We start from the raw sequence: 23,865 nt of genomic DNA, 5'->3' as shown, positions 1-23,865 counted from the left end.
GATGATCCGCAGAATTCTAAGCTATACAAAGTCCTATAAAAAACTTTTTTATGGAGCGGTGTTTATGACCTTAGCTTTGTCAGCGCTGGCCATTGTTCGCCCTTTGCTAATCAGTACCGCTTTAAATGACTACGTAATAAAGGAACGAAGCAGTGAAAAATTAAACTACATCTGTCTTGTTATTCTTGGGTTTCTTTTGTTGGAAGCTTTTCTGCAGGTAATTAATATCCGCATTACAAATTTGCTTGGACAAAACATTGTAAAGGACCTTCGCAACCAGGTGTATACACATATATTGCATTTGAAAAACACCTACTTCGACAACTCACCGGTGGGAACATTAGTTACAAGAGCTATTTCAGACATAGAGAGCCTGAGTGATGTTTTTTCACAAGGATTTATCGTGATTGCCGGTGACATTGTGATGCTGATTATTTTTATTGTAGCCATGTTTGTAAAAAACTGGATCCTTGCCTTTTTAGCTTTGAGCACTATTCCTTTGCTATTTATAGCAACAGCGCTCTTTAAAAGGGGGGTAAAAAAAACTTTCACTCTGGTGAGGAATGCTGTTGCAGCTTTAAATACATTTACACAAGAGCATATTACAGGGATGCGGCTTGTTCAACTTTTCAATCGCGAAGACAGAGAACTGGAAAAATTTAAAGAAATAAATGCACAACACCGCATCGCCAACATTAAATCCATTTTTTATTATTCTGTTTTTTTTCCGGTTGTAGAAATTTTATCTTCATTTTCTATCGCGCTCATTATTTGGTTTGTGGGTGTTAAGGGAAGTTCATACGCTATTAATCTTGGCGATATTACTTTTTTTGTAATGATGATCAACATGTTGTTTCGTCCGATTCGCATGTTGGCAGATCGTTTAAATACTTTGCAAATGGGAATTGTGTCTGCAGAGCGTGTTTTTAAAGTTTTGGATACCGATGAAAAAATTTCCAATACCGGAACTCTGAATTTTGAAAGCGTAAAGGATAACATTGAATTTAAAGATGTTTGGTTCGCCTATAGAAAAGACCATTTTGTATTGAAGAATGTTTCTTTTAAAATTAATGCCGGTCAAACTATAGCTTTAGTAGGTGCTACGGGAGCAGGAAAGTCGACGATCATTAATTTATTGAGCCGCTTTTATGAATACAACAAAGGGCACATTTTTATAGATGGAATAGAAATCAGGGATTTTGATTTAGAATCCTTAAGAAAAAATACAGGAGTTGTTTTACAGGATGTTTATTTGTTTAACGACTCTATTTTAAACAACATTACGCTCAATAATTCTGCGATTCAGTTTGAAGAAGTAGAACGTGCCACCAAAGAGATTGGATTGTACGAATACATCCTTTCTTTGCCAGGAGGATTTCAGTACCAGGTAACAGAACGCGGGCAAAGTCTCTCGGCAGGTCAGCGCCAGCTTATTGCATTTATCCGGGCCTTTGTTTATCAGCCTTCTATTTTTATTTTAGATGAAGCAACAGCCACTATTGATACACAAACAGAGATTTTAATCCAGAGGGCCGTTGAAAAAATTTCGGAGGGCAGAACGTCAATTATCATCGCTCACCGCTTGTCAACCATTAAACATGTAAATAAAGTTTTGGTATTTGACCAGGGAGAAATTATTGAGGAGGGCTCTATACCTGATTTGATGGGACGCGACAGCCGTTTTAAAAAGTTAAATGAGTTACAGAATAAAGAAGAAATAATAAGCTCCTGACAGAGTAATAATAATCAGTAACCACTCCTTGTCAGAGGTTGGAAGGATTTAAATGTATGCCAAGTAAACAAGAAAAATTTGCCGATTTCGAAACATTCAAAAATTGTTTTACCCTGTTTTACGAAAATCTACAGAAGGGCTTTGATCTGAAAGGCAAATGGCGTTCTGAATATTTTAAAAACGATCATCCTATCATTCTCGAGTTAGGTTGCGGAAAAGGCGAGTATACTGTAGGTTTGGCGAAAAATAATCCAGGTAGAAATTACATAGGGGTGGATATTAAAGGAAATCGCATATGGACGGGAGCTTCACAAGCACTTGCCGAGAATATGCACAATGTGGGATTTTTAAGAACACGCATCGATTTTATTGACTATTGCTTTGCAGAGAATGAAGTTGACGAAATATGGATAACTTTTCCTGATCCTCAACCGCAAAGCACCCGGGCGCGCGCGCGTTTAACGCACAATCTCTTTACAGAGCGTTATAAAAAAATCCTTAAAAAAGACGGCATCGTCCACCTGAAAACAGACAGCACCAGCTTCTATGAATATACTTTAGAAGTGATTGAAGAAAATAGATTCCCCCTGATTTGGCACACAAATGATCTCTACAAAAATTGTCCGGCAGATAGAGAAGAACTCATTAAAATTAAGACCTATTATGAGAAGATGTTCACTGACAAAGGCGAGGATATCAAATACATTCAGTTTAAATTGAATTAACATTACCTGATGCCAGTTTCAACCCTGTGGGTGTTGGTTTCTTACTTTCTTTAAAGAATTTATATTGAAAATATTTCTTACTTTAATCGCAAAGTAAGTTTATAAATTATGCATAAGCAGCCTCTGCTGGAAGTAAAGAACCTTGTAACACAGTTTAAAACAGAAACGGAGCTTGTAAAAGCTGTGAATGATGTTTCTTTTACTTTAAATAAAGGTGAAACTATTGGCATTGTGGGTGAGAGCGGCTCTGGAAAATCAGTGACTTCACTTTCAGTCATGCGCCTGATACCAAATCCCCCTGGAAAAATAACCAGCGGAGAAATTATTTACCACAGTAAAGAGGGCAAGAGAATTGATCTGGTAAAAACGGAGATAGAAGAAATGCGAAAATACCGCGGTAATGAAATCGCGATGATTTTCCAGGAACCAATGACTTCGCTTAATCCGGTTATGAAATGTGGTGAGCAGGTAATGGAAGCTATTCTTCTACATCGTCAGGTGTCTAAAGAAACAGCGAGGCAAAAAACAATTGATCTTTTTAAAGAAGTGCAGCTGCCTGCACCGGAATTAATGTTCGACAGGTATCCTCATCAACTGTCGGGTGGACAAAAACAAAGGGTCATGATAGCAATGGCTATCAGTTGCGAACCAAGCGTTTTAATTGCCGACGAACCTACTACAGCTTTAGATGTTACCGTTCAGAAAACAATTCTGGAACTATTACAAAAACTGCAGCAGCAGTATCAGATGGGTATTATGTTCATTACTCATGATCTTGGCGTTATTGCGGAGCTTGCAGACCAGGTAGTGGTAATGTATAAAGGCAAAATTGTAGAGCAGGGTCCGGTTTTCGAAATTTTTTCTGACCCGAAACATCCTTATACAAAAAGTTTGTTGGCATGTCGCCCACCTTTAGATTTTAGAGTAAAGCGTTTACCGGTAGTTAGTGATTTTATGACTCGGGGGGAGAACGGAGAAATTATTGAAGTAGATACGAATGTTAGTGAAGCGTTAAAGAGCGCGATCATCACATCAAATGAACGTGAGGCAGAGCACAAAGAACTATATCAAAGGGAGAAAATTTTAGAACTTAAAAATGTGCGAACGTGGTTTCCTGCTAAAAAAACCTTTTTAGGAAAAGTGCTAAGCTATAGTAAAGCAGTGGATGACGTGAGCTTTGATGTGTATGAGGGAGAAACGTTAGGATTGGTTGGGGAAAGCGGCTGTGGTAAAACCACCCTGGGACGAACTATTTTAAAATTAGCGGAAGCTAGTGGAGGAAGTGTTCTATACAAAAATCGAGATCTATTGACTATGGATGAAAGTGAATTCCGTCAGTATCGCAAAGATATGCAGCTGATTTTCCAGGATCCGTACTCTTCTTTAAACCCACGCATTACAATTGGATCGGCCATTGAAGAGCCTATGCGTGTCCATCAAATTTTTAAGACGCAGGCAGAACGAAAAGCCAAAGTGATAGAACTTTTAAAACGGGTTGGTCTTGAAGAAAAACACTATAACCGTTATCCACATGAGTTTAGCGGCGGGCAACGTCAGCGGATTTGCATTGCGCGCGCTTTGGGACTAAATCCTAAATTTATTATCTGCGATGAAAGTGTAAGTGCTCTGGATGTGAGCGTACAGGCTCAGGTTTTGAACTTATTAAACGAATTAAAGAAGGAATTTAAGTTTACTTACATATTTATCAGTCACGATTTAAGCGTTGTGAAATTTATGAGTGATCGCATGGTGGTAATGCAAAAAGGAAAGATAGAAGAGATGGGAGATCCCGATGAGATTTATTTGAATCCCAAAAGCGAGTATACCCGTAAGCTCATAGATTCTATTCCAAAAGGAGATCTGGAAAATATTAAAGACGCTATGTTGCGAAAAGAGAAATAATAACATACTTTCCTGAACATGTGGGACTTCCTTAAACAATTAACCGATCCAAACAGTATCATCGAATACGGTGGTTTGTGGCTACTCTTATTCGTGATCTTCGCGGAGACAGGTTTATTAATCGGCTTCTTTTTGCCCGGAGACAATCTCATTTTATTAGCGGGAATTTTATGCAAAGCAAAGCCCGAGCTAATGCATGTAGGTTACCTGGAAATGGTTTCGCTCATGTCTCTGGCCGCAGTACTTGGAAATACCGCCGGTTATTGGTTTGGAAGAAAAGCCGGGGAAAAACTATATGCGCGTAAAGACAGCTGGTTATTTAAGCAAAGACAAATTGAGGTTACCAAAACCTATTACGATAAGTATGGAGGAAATCTAACGCTTGTAATGGCGCGTTTTCTGCCTGTTGTGAGAACTTTTGCGCCGATAATTGCTGGTGTGATTAAAATAGATTTTTTCAAATTTATGTTTTTCAATATCGTAGGGGCGCTTGCCTGGGTATTAAGTCTTACCGGCATAGGATTTTTCCTGGTGCAGATCTTTCCTCAGATAACGGATTACATGGGTTACATCTTTATTGCTCTTATTATCCTTACAGCTTTACCCATACTAAGATTAATTTTTAAGACGAAAAAAGCCGGTAAGTAAGAGGAGCCCATATGGGTATTAGATTAAAATCCCAAAGGTTTTCCCTGGTAATAATCCAAAACTTTTAGCTTAAAAACATAATCATATTTGGCCTGCAATAAATTACTTTCTGCCGCATACAACCTGTTTTTAGAAGTGCTAAAGTCAATAGCGCTGATAACTCCGGCATTAAATTTTTGCTCTGCATATTTAAATGACTCCGTGGCTGCTTCTACACTAAACTCACTCGCCTGGTATTTATTTAAAGCAGCTTTCGCATTTACATGCGCCTGCGCAATGTTCTTGTATAAATTTTGTTTTGTAAGATCCTGTGTTAAACGTGCATTCAATGAATTTAATTGCGCATTCTTAATCAGGGTATGTGTCTGCAAACCATTAAATAGGGGAATATTTAAAGTGAATCCAAAACTCTTTGCAACGTTGTCTTTGAATTGCGCACTAAAAGGTTTCTTTTCTAAAACAGGTTCATTCGTGTAATAGGTAATCGGTCCAAAATTCGGAATATCTCCCAAAGTATAAGCAACTCTATTATATTGTCCTGTGCCCTGAACATCCAGCCCCGAATAACCAGTAGCAAGATTGGCGTTCATACTAAGCGTTGGACTAATTCTTCCTTTTGTAGATTTTAAATAACGATCGGCACTCATAATCGAATACTCGTTACTCTTAATGCTTGGCTGAGTCTTTAAACTCGATTCGTAAATGTATTGCACATTATTTTCAAGCAGTTGAGCTTCCTGTAGGGTAATAACTGGACGTTCAATCTTAAAATTTGCAACACTGTCTAAATTCATTAACTGTTTAAGACTAAGAAGGGAAATCTGATAATTGTTATCGGCCACGGTTACATTTACAAGTTCGTTTGCCAGCTGTGATTTAATATCATATTCTACACTTTTGGCAAGAGCCCCGGCGCTCACCAATTTTGAAGTTCTATCGAGTTGTTCGGAGGTAACAGAATATTGATTTTGAGAAATCTTTAAAATTTCTTCTGAAAAAATCACGCCTATATACGCATTAGCTACGTTAAGAGCTAAATCATTCTGTTGTTGCTTTAAGAGCTCAACACCGCTCAGGTAAGCGTATTCGTTAGATTTTACATTATTGTACTGACTTAAGCCACTCCATAACACAACGCTTGTGCTCAAATAAAAATTCTGTGATAATACCTGTGTGTTCGCAAAAGTATTGGTAAATCTATCGATTGTTTTACCAAAATTGTAGTTATGGGTAACCCCAGCATTTAACGATGGAAGCAGACTGGCCTTACTTTGATCAGTAGTGTTTTTATTGGTTTCGTTTGTTAAGGCTCTTTGTCTTAAACTGATATTATGGTTAAGCGCATAGTTAATGCAGGTTTGCAAATCCCAGGAAGACTGGCTATTAGCAGCGAGGGAAAAAAGCAACAGCGACGAAATAATGATTTTTTTCATGACGTAAATATTCTTAAAATTAAATAATTTATTTACGCTGGACTTATCAAAATCCAAATCTTACAGGAGCGGTAAATTTTAAGGGTAGTCAGTAGTTTTCTCTTATCACAGTTCAGGTGAAGCTGTCTGTTTAAGTGACATTTTGCGCTTATTGAGATTTATAACGATCAAAAGGAAAAGCGCACCGATTCCAACAACGGTTAACAGGCTGTACGTGGGAGCGTTTAGATAATAAGTAAGTATGGCAGCACCTACAGTTACAACCGAAAACGTGTAAATGATAATAACGGTTTTAACGTGGCTGTAATCACAATCAATAAGCTTATGGTGAATATGATTGCGATCTGCATTAAAAGGAGATTGGCCTTTTACCGCACGGATAATAAATACGCGCAGGGTATCCATGAGGGGATAAGCCAGTGCTGAAATAGCAAATACAGGTTTGCTTACATGAACCCAAAAACCATCTATCTGATCAATAGGATACTCTATCATTTTAATTGCCAGTACACAAATAAACATCCCTATTACGAGAGAGCCTGAATCGCCCATAAAAATCTTCGCCGGAGAGAAATTAAAAATTAAGAATCCGGTTAAAGCGCCGGCAAGGGCAAAACATAAAGCCGCATAAGCAAATTCATTTGCAAAAATAAACCAGATGCCAAATGCGCAAGAACTCAGAAATCCTACCCCCGCTGCGAGGCCATCTACACCATCAATAAGATTAAATGCATTTACAACTACTACATAAGTAAAAATGGAAATAAAAACACTTCCCCAGTAAGGAATTCCTGATACACCGAAAATCCCGTGCAGCCCCGTAATACGTATATCTCCCATTAAAACAAGAATAAGCGCTACAACAATGTGAGCAAATAGCTTTTTAACCGGGGCTGTGCCTATAATGTCATCTTTTACGCCAACAAAAAATAGAATCAGGCTTGTAGCAATGATCAGTTTAAATTCATTAATGGATTTAAAAATGGTATCGTAATACGCTCCTTCAGGAACATTGTACCAAAGCGCGTAGGCAAACAAAGTTCCTGCATAAATAATAATTCCACCAATGGTTGGCACAGAACGCTTATGTATTTTACGTTCCTCGCTGGGTGTATCAATGAGTCGTTTTAATACCGCCACTTTAATTAAAGCAGGAGTAGAGTAGAGGACTACGATAAAAGAAGTTAGAAAAACAAGTATTAATGCAGCCATTTAAAAGTCGTAATACAAATTATAAAGACTTGTCCTTATGGCCACGTAGAGATAATTTGTTTCGTTATTCAAAGTGTTAAAGATAGAAAAATTTTGAGTTCTATGGAGCATTCCGAAGGAGATGTTTAAATTATACGCCGGGTTTATAAGATATCCCACTTTTGCGTTTACGATGTTGATGTAACTAAAGCTCTCAGATACAGAAGAATTCTGAGGAACCTGCTGATAGTTGTATTTAAAGTTGAAAAAGAAACGTTTTATTTTGTAATCAGCAAGAAAAACAAGTTCGTTGCCGCTACCCGGTGTGTAGGCTAAATTTTGATTGTAGTGTGAATAAGATTGATCACTGTTGATGGTATTTGCATTTAAATAACTGTCTTTTTTTACATAATTATACTCTACCTGCAGGAAAAGGTTTTTAACTCCAAGAGCATCAAAGTAGTTGATGCCGCCTTGCCAACCCCAACGGCTGGCAGATGAATCTGTCTTAGTTTTATCCAACATCAGCTGGCCATAAATGGCTATTTTATTACTGAGTTTGTATTTCGCATCTAAGCCAGTAACAATGTTATTTCTGTTATCCAAACCATAACTTAAGAGGTTCGTATAAATTAGAGGGTTAAAATACTGCCACTTCAAATGCTGCTTGTTGCGCTCATCTCCCGACTGCCAGATCATTCCCTGGAAAAAGCCAAGGTTAAAACTCTTATTAACATTTAGGCTTAAATACTGGAAAGAACCGGCCTTCTTCTGAAATAAACGCTCGGTATTTGGATTAATCACTTTTGAGGCAGAAACAAGGTTCATAAATACTGAATAGATATTACTGTATTGAACCCGCCCTTTAAACCACTGTTGCGTTATTTTTGCATACGGATAATTAAAAGCATTGTCGCTTAATAGAAGAGAGCGGTAACCGTTTCCGATCTTGTGTTTGCCATGCCCTACCTGTATATTCAGATTTTTTAAAGCCTGAACAGAAACAAAGCCTGAAGAGAATGCGTAGTCATAACCCTGTGATTTAAATTGTTTCCAGCGCCCCTGGCCGGGAACAACAGACGTTGCATTGGCCACATTGGCCATATACCTGGGAAATACCGATTGACTTTCGGCAAACAAACTTTCAAAATAAACTTTGTCACCCACATATCCACTGGCAATTACCCCGCGGGTATTCACAAAAGCTCTTCTTAGTTTTTTATCAGAAGGATCTTCTCCGTATTCTAAATTTAAAAGCGGATCAAGCCGCAATTTGAATTTTTCTTTTTTAGGCTCTACCCTGAAAAAATGTTTGTAGAAAACTAGGTCGATGGCCGGATCGTCGTTTATGTATTTAAATACCCGATGACTATCTGCCACATGGATGTATTTATTCGAGAAGAAATGTATGTAAGGTTTCACACCTGTGTGGATAGACGAATCTTTTGCCGCAAGACCTCTTTCTGTGAGAAGAGAAAAGGAATAGTCGTTAGGCAAGTTATAAAACTGAGCTTTTAAATAAATACCGTTACCGAACAGAACTATAAAGACAGCGAAGAGAACACGTTTATATAAGCAATTTAAAAGCGGTGTCATCCTGTATTTTTGTAAAATAATGTGGTTTTATTACAGGACTTTTACGTTCTCCTTTTTCTTAAAATCTTCGTAAACGGCATGTATTCCTTCTTCCAGGGCGATTTTATGTTTCCAGCCAAGACTATGAAGAAAGCTCACATCCATTAATTTGCGGGGCGTTCCATCTGGTTTACTAAGGTCATGTTTTATCTCCCCTTTGAAACCAACTATTTTTTGAATCATCAATGCCAGGTCCTTAATTGAAAGATCAACTCCCGTTCCAATGTTAAGATGCTGCTGACCGTTATAATTTTGCATCAGGAAAACGCAGGCGTCTGCCATATCATCAGCATGCAAAAATTCGCGTAAAGGCGAACCCGTTCCCCACATTTCGACAGAAGGAAAATTAGCTTCTTTGGCTTCATGAAACTTGCGGATCAATGCCGGAAGCACATGTGAATTGTTGAGGTTATAATTATCATTTGGTCCGTAAAGATTTGTTGGCATCACGGAAATAAAATTCGAATTATGTTGTCTTCTGTAACTTTCGCAAAGTTTTATGCCGGCAATTTTAGCAATTGCGTAAGGTTCGTTGGTATCTTCCAGAAAACCGCTTAGTAGGTAATCTTCTTTTAAAGGTTGAGGCGCAAGCTTAGGGTAGATGCAGGAAGATCCAAGGAACATGAGTTTTTCGGCTTTATTTTCAAAAGCAGAATGAATAACATTGTTTTGGATCATCAGGTTTTCATAAAGAAAATCAGCACGGTAAATATTATTAGCCTGAATACCTCCAACTTTCGCGGCGGCCAAAAAAACATATTCTGGCTTTTCTTTTAGAAAAAAATCAGCAACAGCCTGTTGATTACGAAGATCTAGTTCTGCCGATGTTCTGAGAATAAAATTTGAAAATCCTTTCGCCTTTAAATTTCTTAAAATTGCCGAACCTACCATTCCGCGATGACCCGCGATATATATTTTAGAGTTTAATTCCATTTTTTTTGAGAAGAAAATTTATTTCTGAAAAACCTGGTGTATTACTCTTTGTAATTTAGAACTTTGTGACCGCCTTCAATAAGATATTTGTCGCGCTTAAACAATTCAACATCTGATTGCACCATTTCTTTGCAAAGTTCAGCTACGGTATAAGTTGGTGTCCAACCCATTTTAGTTTTGGCCTTTGTGGCATCACCCACTAGTAATTCTACTTCGGCGGGACGGTAATATTTAGGATCAATTTCTACGATTACTTTGCCCGTAGTTTCGTCAATTCCTTTTTCATTCTCCGCTTTTCCTTCCCACTTCAAAGAAATGCCTACTTCAGCAAAAGCCATATTGATAAATTCTCTTACCGTGATTTTAATTCCGGTAGCCAGTACAAAATCTTCCGGCTCATCTTGTTGCAACATGCGCCACATGCCTTCTACGTAGTCTTTCGCATGACCCCAGTCTCTTTCAGAATCAATATTTCCCATAAATAGTTTATCCTGCATACCTAGACTGATTTTTGCTGCGGCACGCGTGATTTTACGGGTTACAAATGTTTCACCTCTTAACGGACTTTCGTGATTAAATAAAATGCCGTTACATGCAAACATGCCATAACTTTCCCGGTAATTTTTGGTGATCCAGAAAGCGTAAAGTTTTGCAACGCCATAAGGGCTGCGGGGATAAAAAGGAGTTGTTTCTCTTTGGGGAATTTCCTGAACCAAACCATAGAGTTCACTCGTAGATGCCTGGTAAAAACGCGTCTTTTTTTCAAGACCTAAAATACGGATAGCTTCTAAAATACGAAGAGTTCCAATGCCATCAGCATTTGCGGTATATTCCGGAGTATCAAAACTTACTTTTACATGCGACATAGCCGCGAGATTGTAAATCTCATCCGGTTTAACTTCCTGCACGATACGGATAAGGTTAGTGCTATCGGTTAAATCACCGTAGTGCAATTTAAAATTTACATTTTTTTCATGCTGATCCTGGTAAAGGTGATCAATCCTGTCGGTATTAAATAAAGAGCTCCTTCTTTTTACTCCGTGAACTTCATATCCTTTACTCAGTAGTAATTCCGAAAGATAAGCGCCGTCCTGTCCCGTTACTCCTGTTATAAGTGCTACTTTTCCCATAATAATTTCAATTAACAATATTACGAAAAATTAATGCACAAGCGCGCCCTAAAAAGGAATTGATAAAATGATTTTTAGTTATATTTGAACTTTATTTTACCTTACGGCTATAAGTAAAAAAAGACTTAAAACACAAATTATAATTATGAAATAGCCTTCCTATAGTTATCGGGATGCTAAAATACAAACGCGGATGATAATCCCGATAGTTATCGGGAGGCTATACCGTATGACAATTAAAAAATAATAAAATAGATATATGAAAACTACCTTCACGAAAAAAAATTATTATGTTCTGATAGCTGGAATTGCTCTTATTGTTCTTGGTTATCTTTTAATGATTGGTGGAAAAAGTGAAGATCCGAATGTTTTTAACGAAGAGGTTTTTAGTTTTCAGCGTATCACTCTTGCACCAATGGTTTGCCTGGTAGGCTTCATAACTATTATCGTTGCTATTATGTGGCGTCCAAAAGTTAACGAAGTAGAAGTAACCAAATAAGCGGGATCTTTTCGCATAATTATCACTAGTTTATGACGTATTTACAGGCGCTCATCATTGCAATCGTAGAAGGATTGACTGAGTATCTTCCCATTTCATCTACCGGCCACATGATGATTACCACAGCTGTTTTAGGCATGGAAGCTACACCTTTTGTAAAGTTATTTACGGTAGCTATTCAGTTTGGAGCCATTTTAAGTGTGGTTGTACTTTATTTTAAAAGATTTTTTAAATCTGTAAATTTTTATTTCAAATTACTGGTTGCCTTTATTCCCTGCGCTATTGCAGGCATTTTACTTGGCGACTGGATAGATGAGCAATTAGAGAATGTTTTTGGAGTTGCAGTAGCCTTATTTGTAGGTGGAATTATATTGTTGTTTGTAGATAAATGGTTTAAAAATCCGGTAAAATCAAATGATGAAGAAATAACTTATGCAGATGCCTTCAAGATTGGGGCATTTCAATGCCTTGCCTTGTTTCCGGGAGTGAGTCGGAGTGCATCCACTATAATCGGGGGCCTTAGCCAAAAGCTTACCCGTCAGGCGGCCGCCGAATTTTCTTTTTTCCTGGCTGTGCCCACCATGTTTGCGGCAACTGCAAAAAAATTGCTTGATTTTTATAAAGACGGGCTGGTAGTAACTTCTGAAGAAGTTAAATTACTGGTATTCGGAAATGTTATCGCGTTTGTAGTGGCTATGCTTGCTATTAAAAGCTTTATCGGAATTCTCAACAAATACGGCTTTAAGTGGTTTGGTGTATACCGCATAATTGTTGGCGGCGTTCTGATCATTCTCTTCCTGATGGGCATCGAAATCGCCATAGTCTAACACCGCCCTGTTAATTAATCTTTTGGTAGTGCAACTTATTCAGGTTAGAAAAAAATACCTTCGCTTAATAAATTAGATTGTGAGCGACAGATTAACAAAAAAAAGACTTCGTACTTCTGGTGTAACGGTTATTATCAGCCTTTCCCTGGTTTTATTTATGCTTGGCGCTTTAGGTCTGCTCATCATAAACGCAAACAAACTTTCCACCCACTTTAAAGAGAATGTGGGATTTCAGATCTATTTGAAAGATACCGCCACCGCAACTCAAATCGATGTTCTGGTGCAGGAGTTAAACAATTCAGACTTTACTAAAACGGTTAACCTTATAAATAAAGAACAAGCCGCCGAAAAATTAAAAGCTGATTTGGGGGAAGATTTTGTAGCTTTTTTAGGAAGTAATCCCTTATTAAATTCTCTGGACGTGAAGCTGAACGCAAACTATGCCAACACCGATACTTTGATGGTGATTGAAAAAACTCTTTTGCAGAAACCTTTTATTAAAGAAGTCGTTTATCAAAAAGAAATGATAAACAAGTTGAATAAAAACACAAAGGCAGTGGCTTTTTTCATCCTTATTTTTAGCAGCGCACTTCTTATAGTGGCAATAGCTTTGATCAATAACACTATTCGCCTTTCAATTTATTCGCAGAGATTTTTAATCAGAACAATGTATCTTGTAGGTGCAACCCGCTCGTTTATAAGTAAGCCCTTTATATTCAGAGGCTTCAGACAAGGGGTAATTGCAGGAATTATCGCAGGAATTATGTTGGCTGGATTTTTAGTTTTAAGCACCCGTTTTATCCCTGATCTGCTTGAACTACAAGATGAAAACGTGCTTGTAATTCTTTTTACTGGAATTATTCTGGTAGGTGTAATCATCTCTGCATTCAGCGCCTTCCTTGCTGTTTTAAGATACCTGCATCTCAAAACCAGCGATCTCTACTTCTAAATCGCTTTTTGAATTCTTAACCTTTACCGCCTCCTAAATTGTGTATATTTACAGTTAAAAATTCACACTTTTATGGACGAAAATTTCAGAAGTACAGATCTTAAAAAATTAGAGTACACAAGCATTGCAACCGAAAATAAATTGCTTCGCAATTCTTTTTCATGGATGGCACTCGCCATGTTATTAACGGCAGTTTCGGCATTGGCGTTTGCTAACATGCCGGAATTAAAAAGCATGCTGCTTCAACAAACTGAATTTGGGTTTAAACCAACCATCTTCGCATACGTTGTAATGTTTGCCCCATTGCTTTTTGTTTTAGGAATTAATTTTGGTTTAAATAGGCTTTCTTTTCCGGCGCTGATTGGCTTGTTTGTAGCCTATTCAATTATAAATGGAATCAGTTTTAGTTTTATTTTCTTCGTTTATAGTATCGGTTCAATTACGACTGTTTTCTTAAGCACAACAGCTTTGTTTGCAGTAATGGCTATTGCTGGTTACGCAACGAAGACGGACCTTACTAAAATGGGAAGTATTCTCATGATCGGAGTAATAGGAATTGTTATAGCTTCTTTGATAAACATGTTTATGGGGAGCGCTCAACTGGATTATATTATCAGTATACTTGGAGTAATTATCTTTACTGGTCTTACAGCTTACGATGTACAAAAGATTAAAAATCTTGGAGAGAACGCGTCATACGATCAGGCTACATCAAATAAACTCGGTATAGTTGGAGCTTTGACTTTATACCTCGATTTCATCAATTTATTTTTATTCTTATTACGTTTATTCGGCGGAAGAAAGGATTAATAGAAATAAGACTTTTATTTAAACCGCCTCTAATGAGGCGGTTTTTTTATTACCGCCATTCCGTTATTTAACTATTTAGCAGGCCTCGCCTTTCAATGAGCGAATAAAATCGTCAATTCGCCTATTTCAATTAGATTTGGCTAGTGGTTTATTGGATTTTTACTAAATTTATACTACCCAAAGATCCAATAGACAAATCACACGCACTCATGAAACTCATTAAGGTAACCATACTGGTTTTAATGTGCTTGAAAGTTCAGGTGCTGTTTTCTCAAAATAGCACATGCTCAAATGCGGCGCCCTTTTGTACAGGGCAAACCATGAGCTATCCTGCGGGAGTAAATACAGGTTCAGCTCAATCAGGTCCAGATTATGGTTGTCTCGGATCAGAACCAAATCCAGCCTGGTTTTTTATGCAAATGGCAAGCGCCGGATCTATGTCTATAAATATGTCGGCTGCCAACGACATTGATTTTATATGCTGGGGCCCTTTTCCTACTCTTGCAGGTGCCTGCGGAAGCCTGACTTCGGGTAACATTCAATCGTGCAGCTATTCGGGATCGAATACCGAAACCTGTACCATTTCAAATGCACTTCCCGGAGAGTTTTACATTATGCTCATTACCAATTTTTCAAATACAAATCAAACAATAACGTTTAACCAGAGTAATTCTGGAAGTGGTGCCGCCAGTACTAATTGCGGATTCGTATGTGTTGTTTCTCCAACTGTGTCGGCACCCATTTGCGCGGGCCAGAGCGTAACGCTTGGAATAGGACCCGGTACAAGTACTGCGGTAAATTCTTATACCTGGTCAGGACCGAGTTTTAGTTCTACGTCTGCTAACAATAGTGTTTCAAACTTAACGGTTAGCACCATGTTCACGGTTTCCGCTACAAGCAGCGCAGTAGTTAATGGAAGTCCATATACTCAAACATGCCAGGCTGTTGTTTTGGCGAGTGTGGTGCCTCTCCCCAATTTTAGTATTAGTCCTACCGCAACTTCTGTGTGCCAGGGCACAAGTTTTAGTGTAGCACTTTCTTTTACACCATCTTCTGCTGCATCTTCAAATTATTATGCCTGGAATAGTATAAGCGGGGGTGTGTCAAATGCTACAGCCAATGCTATTACGCTTACGCCCCCTTTGGCACCGGCCAGTGTAAGTTTATCTACTTTAGTTTACAGTGTCACTGCAACACCTATTAGTACCATGGCCACATGCCCCGTTACTAAAGTGATGACGGTTACACTAAATAATCCTCAAAAGCCTTTTATTGTGCAGCCCAATCCTGTCTGCGACATCTTCAGTGCCTTTCAACTTTCAGCCACGCCCGGAGGAGGAACATGGACAGGGGTTCCCGCTGTTAGCCTAACCGGATACTTCACGCCATCTTTATCGGCTATCCCCGGAAGCACTGTTGTATACAAGGTTAACGTGGCTAACTGTATTGTTACTAATAGCATTGTGGTGCCGGTTTCAAAATTTTATTCAGCAGCTTTAAGTTCCACGCTCAATTTGGTTTGCGTGCAGGATCCATTAATAAAGTTGATGAACATTGTGCAAAATACCTTAACAGGAACATGGTCTGGAACACAAGTGGATACAAATTATTTTAATCCATTATCGCTTGCTACCGGTACCTATTATCTCACATACAGCACCACCTCATCGCCGAATCCATCCGTTTGTCCCGATTTTACTGTGCTCGCCGTGCCTTTATTTAATCCACCAAGTCCAACCATATCTGTTATTCAACCTACGTGCACCAATGCGCAAACCGTTATGCTAACTGCGAATCCGGCTGGTGGTGTTTGGTCTGGCGCTACGGGAGTTTCACCTTCCGGACTTCAAACGCCTTCCTTGAATGTTCCGGGAACCAACACGGTTTCCTATGCGGCGGGTATAGGCACTTGCATGGCCAGTTCTTCCAGCACATTTCATGTTTCCAGGTTTAATACCGCATCTTTTAACGGAGGCGTTCCACCCTTGTGCGTCAGTAATAATCCGGTTAATTTAATGGGTTATGCAACGAGCACCACAGGCATCTGGAGCGGCCTGGGTGTTATTACAAGCAGTTTATTTTCTCCTGCCAATCTTTCTACGGATATTTATACCGTCACTTACGACAATGCATCGTCTCCTAATCCAACATTATGTCCGGATAGCCGTAGTATGACAATTTCTGTACTAAACCCACCAACGCCTGTTATAAGCCAGGTGGGACCTTTTTGTTCGGTAGATGCTCCTGTTCAGTTAAGTGTTACGCCGGCAACCGGGCAATGGGTTCCTACGATATTTCTTTCACCTGGTGGTGTCTTTTCTCCTACCGCCAGTTCGGCCGGACTGAATGCGGCGCAGTATGTGATTGGAACAAATACATGTTATGCTCAGCAGACATTACTTATAAGTACCGAGCCTTTTGTTAGTTCTAAGATCATTGCCTCAGTACCTGATCTTTGCACAACCACACCCCAAATGATTTTATCTCCAATAACCCAAAACAACCTTGGAAGCTGGAGCGGTGCGGGAATCGTTGGCGGAGCTTTTGATCCGGCCTTAAGCGGGGCCGGGAATTTTATTATATCCTATAATACTTCCTCTTATCCAAGTGGTTTATGTCCTGATCACTCAACCTTAAGTGTAAATGTATTTTCTTTGGCTACTCCGAAAATTGCTAGTGCCGGACCATTTTGTAATAAGTCGCAGCCTTCACAATTGGAGGTAAGTCCTGTAGGTGGCATATTTTCAGCAGCAATTTCTAATATTGTTTCTTTAAGCGGAGTATTTAATCCTGCCTTTGCTAAAATCGGAGATAATATAGTAAGCTACAGTATAGCTTCTGGGCCTTGTATTGCCGACGCGCAACTCCATATCTCAGTAGAGGAATTTATTTCGGCAGATTTTTTAAATCGTGGTGAAACAAGTTATTGTTCAACTAGTTTTCCTTTTAATTTAAACGGACTTGTTCAAAATCCAGGTGGTTCGTGGCTTGGAGATGCGCCTGTAGAAGGCACAATGTTTAATCCTGCGAAGGCTTATGAGGGAATTAATACAGTAACTTATCAAACACATTCTAACCCAAGTTATTTTTTGTGCCCGGATACTAAAACCCTAAACATTCTTGTAAAAAATGTCCCGGTAATTAAAGCATCGGGGAGTTTATATAAAGGTTGCGCGCCATTTTCTGTAACATTTAATTCAACAGCTAAAGAGGCGGGAATTTATTCGTGGAACTTTGGCGATGGCACGGGCACAGAGAAATTTGAACCCGATCATCTTTTTGAAACTCCCGGCACCTACACGGTTGTTTTTAATTATTCAGATAGAGATGCTTTAGGGTGTTCCACGCAGGTAGTTTTAAATGAAATTAAAGTTCTGGAAAGTCCGATAGCGGATTTTATTATTTCTCCTGAAGAGATTACGATTGCAAACCCTGATGTTTTGTTTAATAATACCAGTACAAATCTTTATAGTAACCGCTATAAATGGACTATTGAAGGGCTAAATCAGTCGTATGACGTTAATCCCCTCGTTTATTTTCCGCAGGCAGGAAAATATAAGGTAACGTTAAACGCGACTAACATCTACGATTGTAAATCTGAAATCAGTAAAATTGTTGATGTGAAGAATATTTTTGAGGTGTATATTCCTAATTCTTTTACTCCTAATTATGATGGGCTAAATGATTTTTTTAAACCTGTGTTCTCACCTTATGGTTTGGATGCAAAAAATTACAGTCTCCAAATCTTCGATCGCTGGGGGAAACAAATATTTACAACTGGCGACTACCTTATTGGGTGGGATGGCACACTGAACAATAAGGGCGATGATCCTTTAAAAAATGACACGTATATTTTTAGATTGAACTATAAGGATTTGAACGGGCAGGTTTATAATAAAATTGGCGAAGTAACGCTCCTGAAATAAAAAGTGGTGATATAAAAAAACCGTCCTGATAATTATTAGGACGGTTTTTTTATTAAGAAACTTTTAAAAATTATTGATTCACTAATAATTTAAACCCTTTTCCATGAATATTGATGATCTCAACTTTAGGATCGTCTTTCAGGTATTTACGCAATTTCGCAATATATACGTCCATGCTACGACCATTAAAATAGTTATCGTCGTGCCAGATCGATTTTAAAGCAAAGGTACGATCAAGTACATCATTTTTATGAATACATAAAAGGCGCAACAATTGACTTTCTTTTGTAGTCAACTTTTGTTCTACTCCATTATGTTGAAGAATTTGTTTTTCAGAATTGAATTGGTATTTACCAACCTTAAAGTCAATGTCTTCTCCTTCTGAAGAACGTACTTTATTTGTACGTCTTAACACAGCTGTTACACGCGCCATTAACTCTTCCATACTGAAAGGTTTGGTGATATAATCGTCCGCCCCGGCATTAAAACCTTCAATTGTATCTTCTTTCATGCTTTTGGCAGTGAGAAATATAATAGGAACGTTTTTATCTACAACGCGTATTTCCTTCGCTAAAGTTAATCCGTCTTTAACGGGCATCATAACGTCTAACAAAAGAAGGTCGAAAGATCCTTTAAAAAACAAATCGCCACCTTTTTTTCCATCATCAGCTAGTTTTGTTTCAAAACCCTTCGCATCTAAATATTCTTGTAAAAGAGGCCCAAGACTTGGATCGTCTTCTACCAATAAGATTTTTGTTTTAACAGTTTCCATTCGTTCTAAATGTTAAATTATTAATTAAAGATAAACACTTAACGTGCCATTTTAACAATTTTAACATTTGTTATGAGATTGGCAAATGAACATTAAAAGTGCTGCCCTTACCCACTTCACTATTCACTGAAATAGTGCCGCCATGTTTTACTACCACTGCCAAAACGTATGATAGGCCAAGGCCGAAGCCCTTTACATTGTGCACATTGCCTGTAGGAACGCGGTAAAATTTGTCGAAGATTTTTCTTTGATTTTCTTTGGAGATGCCCATGCCGTTATCCTTTACCTGAATCATAATGCCTTCGGCGGTATTATAAGTAGAAACGGTAATTTCAGGAACATCCAGGGAATATTTTATCGCATTATCAATAAGGTTAAAAATAATATTTGTCAAATGCACTCTATCTGCCTGAAGTTTAAATTTCTGCGCCTTTAAAAAAGTATGTACAGTTCCTTTTCTCTGGTTGATTAAAAGATGTGTATTATTTAATGCAGTATTAATAATTTCATGCACGTCAACCTCACTTGGTTTTAATTTAAACTCTCCTTTATCAAGAATAGAAGTTTGTAAAATACTTTCTACTAAAACACTCAAACGTTTATTTTCATCGCGGATCATTTTAATATACCGGAATTTCTTTTCCGGAGTTTGAGCTATGCTTTCATCCCCCAGCATTTCACTAGCTAACGAAATAGTACTAATTGGCGTCTTAAACTCATGGGTCATGTTACTGATAAAGTCATTTACGATCACCGACAATTTTTTCTGTTTTAAATTGCTGGCCATAATATAATAAAATGAAACGGTAAGAATAAGAATCACTACAATGGAAGTAATTAAAAAAGGCCACATTTGCTTAAATACATCGCGGTTTTGTGTAGGAAAATAGACGATGAGGTATTCAGGATTTATAAATGTATTATTTGGAGCAAGGTTAATAATGTAATGCTCTACACCTAAAGAATCCGACATATTCTCGGCCTGCTTAAGGTCGCTGTGGTGAGGACTTCCGGGGTAAAGTGAAGTAAGGTAGTAATTGAATTTTGTAAGAATTTTTCTTCTTTTTAATTCTGTTTTTAAAATAGAATCTAAAAGCAGTGTGTCTATTTTTTGTCTCCGGTTAGGGTAATAAGTTTTGGTATTGGTGAGTTCAAACACGCTGTTGCCGGAATTCTGAAAAGAAAGGTCATTTGGAGAAGACTGAAGTTGTGATTGTTGTTTGCGAATATAATTTAAAAAACTGGCCGACGAGGCATCAAATTTAATGGAGGAGTCGCTGGCCAGATCGTTCTGGCTGAACACACTAACCTGGTGGCCATTAGTGTCGATGCTGAATTCAGACTTTACACTAAATCCTAGTTTTTTACTTCCTTTAAAATCTGGACGGTTAATACCCTGTATGCGCTCTGTGATTTTTGTATAGCTCGAACGCGGATCTAATTTTTCTAATTTAATATTGGTACTGTTTAAAGCATCGTCTACTTTGCTTTTGAATAATTCTTCGCGCACGAGATAATCTTTTCTGATCCAGTATACCTGAAAACAAATAAGCACCAGCAAAGCAAGTGAGAAAGCAATGGAGATAAAAGTAAAAAGCCTTTTGTTCATGCGAGCAAAGTTAGTTTTTAAAAAGTGGAGTTTGAATTAAAAAAGTTTAAAATTACACAAGGCTTTCAATAGGCGTGCAGACTCCATTCTCGCATACAAAACATTTTAAGCGGTCTTTAAACACATAGGGTTTATAAATTGATTTGTTCAGGAGCATACGTAAACATTCCTGCACACCCTCGGTAATACTCGGGTGAGGATGCATCATATCGGCCAGATCGCGAATGCCCTGGTTAGTGTAAATTAAGTAAGCAACCGCCTGAATAGCGCTACTGGCGTGTTCACCCACAACACGCATGCCAAGTATGCGCATGCCGTTGTCGTTAGTCACAATAATTTTAAAAAAACCGGTTGTCTTGCGCATAGCAATGGCGCGGGCATTTATAGTATAATCCAGTTTCACTACTTTATGAGGAATGTTTTTTGAAACGCATTCTTGCTCGCTCATTCCCACAGAGGCAACTTCAGGATTGAGAAACATAATAGTGCTTATGTTTTTATACGAAAGTGGTTTAACTGTGGGGCCAAACATTCTGACTACAGCATGACGAGCTTCTCTTTCACCCACGTTAACAAGAGCCACTTCAGTTGTTACGTCTCCAGCCACATAAATATTGCTGATATTGGTTTGTGTGTCATCATCCCAGATACTGCCGCGATCGTTTAATTTAACTCCTGCATTTTCAAGCCCAAGATTCTCTACATTGGGCACACGTCCCACAGAGATCAAGGCTTTATCAACTGTTAAGATTTCAGTACTTCCGTTTTTATATTCGAGTTCGTATTCAACTTTACCGTCTTTAATTTCCATCCGTTTTAAAGATGCGCCATGGTGAACTTCTGCGCCCTGGAGCTGAAGATTGTTTTTTACCACGTCAGCTACATCTTCGTCTTCAAAAGGTAAAATGCGGTCTGCCTTATCAATCAAAAAAACTTTCGTCTTTCCAAAAGCCGAAAAAATAGTAGCGAATTCACAACCAATAACACCAGCTCCCAAAACTACCATGCTGTCTGGAAAGGAAGGAAAGTTTTTTATACCATCTGAAGTAACAATAGTTTGTTCGTCCACTTCAATGTTGGCCGGTATACGGGGGCGGCTTCCTGTTGCAATTAAAATATTATCTGCGCTTACTTCTTTTGTTTTACCATCCTCTTTGGTTATTCTTACCGTGTTTTTGTCAAGCAGATAAGCGAAGCCTTTTTCATAAGTAAAAAGTTGTTTGGGAAGGGTATGAAGTAGCTGTAAATGAAGTGTCATTTGGGTTTTGCGTTCATAAACCGCAGCATTTACAATTTCTTTTATGCTATCAAAATTAACTTCATAATCAGGAATCATTTCGCGGATAGACGCTGTTTTTAATGCTTGTTCCCATAAGGTTTTAGAAGTGAGTACACCGTCGTAAACGCCTGCGCCGCCAATTCTTCTTTTTTCGATGAGTAAAACTCTTTTCCCAAAATCGATTGCGCGCATGGCTCCTGCATAACCACTGGGGCCCCCGCCAATAACTATTAGATCGTAATGCTCCATAATTCAGGTTGAAGGTACTATTTTTAATTACACGATAAGTGTCTGTGAGTACGATAAAATTTTCTCGATTTAATAATGAATGATGCCAAATTTGGATTCTTTTTTTCTAAAGGAATAAAATAGAAATTGGTTTGAGGCCAAAGTTATGGTCGTTTTAGGTCTTACGTGCATTTTTAACTCTGTGGGTTTGAAAATAGAATAGCTTTCAGAATTACCATTCGCATCTACAGAGGTAATAACGGTCGTCATATTTTTTCCGATGCCATCTCTGAGTCTTTTTGTTTTTGACGAAATGTTTTTAGGATGATCATTATACATAAAATGCAGTTTTTCTTCGGAACCAAAATAAGAATAGGAAGAATAGTTGACCTCCTCGTTTATGGTATGCTGTAGTTTGCGGATCTTTTTTGCCCAACGGATAGAAGAATTAGGACTTATATTAACTACCACGATATCGTTAAAATAATAATGATTTAAACTACTCACCGCCATCCTCGAATGATAGGTAGTTTCGGTTTGTACGTAATACTGTTCTGCTAAAAGATAAATGCCGCCATCGTTTTTTGAAATCATGCCAGTGATCCTGTAGTTGTACAATTCGTTTTCTTTTTCGGGATCATTATCAAATGTAAATCCCATTAAAAATTCTTTGGGAAAATTGTCTTGTCCCCGCGTAATAATTTGTCCGCTTCTTCTGTCAATGCTCATAAAGAATGTACCAGCATGTTTATACTGATTTTTATTCGCATAAAGCCCTGCAACAACCAGCGTTTTTTTGGCAACTACTAAAAGATCTATGGCGCTTATAAATTGATCATTAAGAGAAATATCGAGTTCTTTGAATCTTTTTTCCGGATAGTTATAAATCAAAAGGGAGTGGGCATTTTCAGGTTTTTCCTTATCGGGCTGCGATGGTCGCGTTACTGTACTTGCTAGTAAAAAGACTTTGCCATCTTCATCGAGCTGGCAGTTTAAAACTGAATAGAATTTTTCTTTGTTTTGAAATTCGACCTCCGACGACCAGAGCACCATTCCCTGACCAGTTAAGAGTTTAAAGTGAAGCTTAGGATTGACAGCTTTTTCGACGAACTCTGTATAGCTTATAAGAATTTTGCTGCTGTCGCATGAAGGCGTGAAGTTAAAGGAACTTTCATTGCGATGTTTAGCTGCTTTAATCGCGTCAACTTCTTCAAAAGGAGTCGAAACAGTGCCACTTGCAGCATCGATTTTTTCAAGGTAAAGAACTTTTTGATCCCTCGCTTTGTCATAAGCCGATGCAAATACCAGCAAAACCCCCTTCATAAAAAAAATCTTTTCGAAATTAAGTTCACTGTTATTTATATTGGGAAGTTTAAACTCTTTAATGTACTCAAGCTTCAGTTTAGAAATGGAATATTTTTCGAGCGAAGTACCGGTACCAAAAAATAATTTCAAACTACGCAGGCAATAAAAAGAATTCTGATCCGAACCTATAATTTGGATTATGTCTGATTTTCTCGGTTTAAAAAGATCAGGTCCCCAACTTATTCTTGTATCCTGGCAATAAAAATAGCCGGAGAATAAAAAACAACAGAAGGCGAAAATGATTCGTTTCATAATTGACCTGAATTAAAGAT

At 38.1% G+C, this 23,865-nt stretch carries 18 protein-coding genes; 9 read left to right on the top strand and 9 right to left on the bottom strand.

Annotation, left to right across the window (positions count from 1 at the left end; translation table 11 throughout):
- Position 1: 1 nt before the first annotated feature.
- The 4 genes from CNR22_08145 (at position 2) to CNR22_08130 (ending at position 5,007) form a co-directional block, all read left to right on the top strand.
- A complete protein-coding gene (locus CNR22_08145) occupies positions 2 to 1,732 on the top strand; it encodes an antibiotic ABC transporter ATP-binding protein (GenBank protein ID PBQ34853.1) in 1,731 nt (576 codons plus the stop codon).
- A 56-nt stretch (positions 1,733 to 1,788) separates the two neighbouring features.
- Positions 1,789 to 2,457: a tRNA (guanosine(46)-N7)-methyltransferase TrmB gene (locus tag CNR22_08140; GenBank protein ID PBQ31741.1), complete on the top strand. Its 669-nt coding sequence runs from the start codon at positions 1,789 to 1,791 to the stop codon at positions 2,455 to 2,457.
- Between the two features lie 108 nt (positions 2,458 to 2,565).
- Positions 2,566 to 4,359 (top strand): ABC transporter ATP-binding protein, encoded by a 1,794-nt coding sequence (locus CNR22_08135; GenBank protein ID PBQ31740.1) that lies wholly within the window; start codon positions 2,566 to 2,568, stop codon positions 4,357 to 4,359.
- 18 nt (positions 4,360 to 4,377) lie between these two features.
- A complete protein-coding gene (locus tag CNR22_08130; GenBank protein ID PBQ31739.1) occupies positions 4,378 to 5,007 on the top strand; it encodes an alkaline phosphatase in 630 nt (209 codons plus the stop codon).
- A gap of 23 nt (positions 5,008 to 5,030) precedes the next feature.
- On the opposite strand, the gene CNR22_08125 is transcribed toward CNR22_08130, so the two are convergent.
- From CNR22_08125 to gmd, 5 genes are all read right to left on the bottom strand, one after another.
- Complete coding sequence (locus CNR22_08125) at positions 5,031 to 6,440, bottom strand: hypothetical protein (GenBank protein ID PBQ31738.1); 1,410 nt, start codon at positions 6,438 to 6,440, stop codon at positions 5,031 to 5,033.
- Positions 6,441 to 6,545: 105 nt separating this feature from the next.
- Positions 6,546 to 7,652: an undecaprenyl-phosphate alpha-N-acetylglucosaminyl 1-phosphate transferase gene (locus CNR22_08120; protein PBQ31737.1), complete on the bottom strand. Its 1,107-nt coding sequence runs from the start codon at positions 7,650 to 7,652 to the stop codon at positions 6,546 to 6,548.
- Positions 7,653 to 9,227, bottom strand: coding sequence for a hypothetical protein (locus CNR22_08115; protein PBQ31736.1), 1,575 nt, complete (start codon positions 9,225 to 9,227; stop codon positions 7,653 to 7,655).
- 30 nt (positions 9,228 to 9,257) lie between these two features.
- Positions 9,258 to 10,199: a GDP-fucose synthetase gene (locus tag CNR22_08110; protein PBQ31735.1), complete on the bottom strand. Its 942-nt coding sequence runs from the start codon at positions 10,197 to 10,199 to the stop codon at positions 9,258 to 9,260.
- 41 nt (positions 10,200 to 10,240) lie between these two features.
- The gene (gene gmd, locus CNR22_08105; protein ID PBQ31734.1) at positions 10,241 to 11,329 is read right to left on the bottom strand and encodes a GDP-mannose 4,6-dehydratase; all 1,089 of its coding nucleotides are present in this window, start codon (positions 11,327 to 11,329) and stop codon (positions 10,241 to 10,243) included.
- Positions 11,330 to 11,588: 259 nt separating this feature from the next.
- Between gmd and CNR22_08100 the strand changes: the two genes are divergently transcribed.
- The 5 genes from CNR22_08100 to CNR22_08080 all read left to right on the top strand — a co-directional run bounded on the left by CNR22_08100 (position 11,589) and on the right by CNR22_08080 (position 18,340).
- Positions 11,589 to 11,828: a hypothetical protein gene (locus CNR22_08100; protein PBQ31733.1), complete on the top strand. Its 240-nt coding sequence runs from the start codon at positions 11,589 to 11,591 to the stop codon at positions 11,826 to 11,828.
- A 32-nt stretch (positions 11,829 to 11,860) separates the two neighbouring features.
- Complete coding sequence (locus CNR22_08095) at positions 11,861 to 12,655, top strand: undecaprenyl-diphosphate phosphatase (GenBank protein ID PBQ31732.1); 795 nt, start codon at positions 11,861 to 11,863, stop codon at positions 12,653 to 12,655.
- 79 nt (positions 12,656 to 12,734) lie between these two features.
- The gene (locus CNR22_08090) at positions 12,735 to 13,604 is read left to right on the top strand and encodes a cell division protein FtsX (protein PBQ31731.1); all 870 of its coding nucleotides are present in this window, start codon (positions 12,735 to 12,737) and stop codon (positions 13,602 to 13,604) included.
- Between the two features lie 72 nt (positions 13,605 to 13,676).
- On the top strand, positions 13,677 to 14,414 hold the full coding sequence (locus tag CNR22_08085; GenBank protein ID PBQ31730.1) for a hypothetical protein: 738 nt from the start codon (positions 13,677 to 13,679) through the stop codon (positions 14,412 to 14,414).
- A 143-nt stretch (positions 14,415 to 14,557) separates the two neighbouring features.
- Positions 14,558 to 18,340: a hypothetical protein gene (locus CNR22_08080; protein ID PBQ31729.1), complete on the top strand. Its 3,783-nt coding sequence runs from the start codon at positions 14,558 to 14,560 to the stop codon at positions 18,338 to 18,340.
- A gap of 70 nt (positions 18,341 to 18,410) precedes the next feature.
- Here CNR22_08080 and CNR22_08075 read toward each other — a convergent pair whose 3' ends face one another.
- The 4 genes from CNR22_08075 to CNR22_08060 form a co-directional block, all read right to left on the bottom strand.
- On the bottom strand, positions 18,411 to 19,112 hold the full coding sequence (locus CNR22_08075) for a DNA-binding response regulator (protein PBQ31728.1): 702 nt from the start codon (positions 19,110 to 19,112) through the stop codon (positions 18,411 to 18,413).
- A gap of 70 nt (positions 19,113 to 19,182) precedes the next feature.
- The gene (locus CNR22_08070; GenBank protein ID PBQ31727.1) at positions 19,183 to 20,721 is read right to left on the bottom strand and encodes a hypothetical protein; all 1,539 of its coding nucleotides are present in this window, start codon (positions 20,719 to 20,721) and stop codon (positions 19,183 to 19,185) included.
- A 52-nt stretch (positions 20,722 to 20,773) separates the two neighbouring features.
- Positions 20,774 to 22,249 (bottom strand): pyridine nucleotide-disulfide oxidoreductase, encoded by a 1,476-nt coding sequence (locus CNR22_08065; protein PBQ31726.1) that lies wholly within the window; start codon positions 22,247 to 22,249, stop codon positions 20,774 to 20,776.
- Between the two features lie 69 nt (positions 22,250 to 22,318).
- Positions 22,319 to 23,845, bottom strand: a complete 1,527-nt coding sequence (locus CNR22_08060) for a hypothetical protein (protein ID PBQ31725.1) — start codon at positions 23,843 to 23,845, stop codon at positions 22,319 to 22,321.
- Positions 23,846 to 23,865 lie beyond the last annotated feature (20 nt).

It is taken from the genome of Sphingobacteriaceae bacterium (assembly GCA_002319075.1).
Taxonomy (GTDB): Bacteria; Bacteroidota; Bacteroidia; order B-17B0; family Aurantibacillaceae; genus Aurantibacillus.
The sequence above is the reverse complement of the archived record's forward strand: the minus strand, read 5'-3'. Positions and strand labels throughout refer to the sequence as shown.

Excerpts from the sequence above, each read along its gene's own strand:
- CNR22_08145 (PBQ34853.1), top strand. The coding sequence starts at position 2 with ATGATCCGCAGAATTCTAAGCTATACAAAGTCCTATAAAAAACTTTTT.
- CNR22_08120 (PBQ31737.1), bottom strand. The coding sequence starts at position 7,652 with ATGGCTGCATTAATACTTGTTTTTCTAACTTCTTTTATCGTAGTCCTC.
- CNR22_08110 (PBQ31735.1), bottom strand. The coding sequence starts at position 10,199 with ATGGAATTAAACTCTAAAATATATATCGCGGGTCATCGCGGAATGGTA.
- CNR22_08130 (PBQ31739.1), top strand. The coding sequence starts at position 4,378 with ATGTGGGACTTCCTTAAACAATTAACCGATCCAAACAGTATCATCGAA.
- CNR22_08070 (PBQ31727.1), bottom strand. The coding sequence starts at position 20,721 with ATGAACAAAAGGCTTTTTACTTTTATCTCCATTGCTTTCTCACTTGCT.
- CNR22_08095 (PBQ31732.1), top strand. The coding sequence starts at position 11,861 with ATGACGTATTTACAGGCGCTCATCATTGCAATCGTAGAAGGATTGACT.
- CNR22_08125 (PBQ31738.1), bottom strand. The coding sequence starts at position 6,440 with ATGAAAAAAATCATTATTTCGTCGCTGTTGCTTTTTTCCCTCGCTGCT.
- CNR22_08140 (PBQ31741.1), top strand. The coding sequence starts at position 1,789 with ATGCCAAGTAAACAAGAAAAATTTGCCGATTTCGAAACATTCAAAAAT.
- CNR22_08115 (PBQ31736.1), bottom strand. The coding sequence starts at position 9,227 with ATGACACCGCTTTTAAATTGCTTATATAAACGTGTTCTCTTCGCTGTC.
- gmd (PBQ31734.1), bottom strand. The coding sequence starts at position 11,329 with ATGGGAAAAGTAGCACTTATAACAGGAGTAACGGGACAGGACGGCGCT.
- CNR22_08075 (PBQ31728.1), bottom strand. The coding sequence starts at position 19,112 with ATGGAAACTGTTAAAACAAAAATCTTATTGGTAGAAGACGATCCAAGT.
- CNR22_08135 (PBQ31740.1), top strand. The coding sequence starts at position 2,566 with ATGCATAAGCAGCCTCTGCTGGAAGTAAAGAACCTTGTAACACAGTTT.
- CNR22_08085 (PBQ31730.1), top strand. The coding sequence starts at position 13,677 with ATGGACGAAAATTTCAGAAGTACAGATCTTAAAAAATTAGAGTACACA.
- CNR22_08100 (PBQ31733.1), top strand. The coding sequence starts at position 11,589 with ATGAAAACTACCTTCACGAAAAAAAATTATTATGTTCTGATAGCTGGA.
- CNR22_08060 (PBQ31725.1), bottom strand. The coding sequence starts at position 23,845 with ATGAAACGAATCATTTTCGCCTTCTGTTGTTTTTTATTCTCCGGCTAT.
- CNR22_08065 (PBQ31726.1), bottom strand. The coding sequence starts at position 22,249 with ATGGAGCATTACGATCTAATAGTTATTGGCGGGGGCCCCAGTGGTTAT.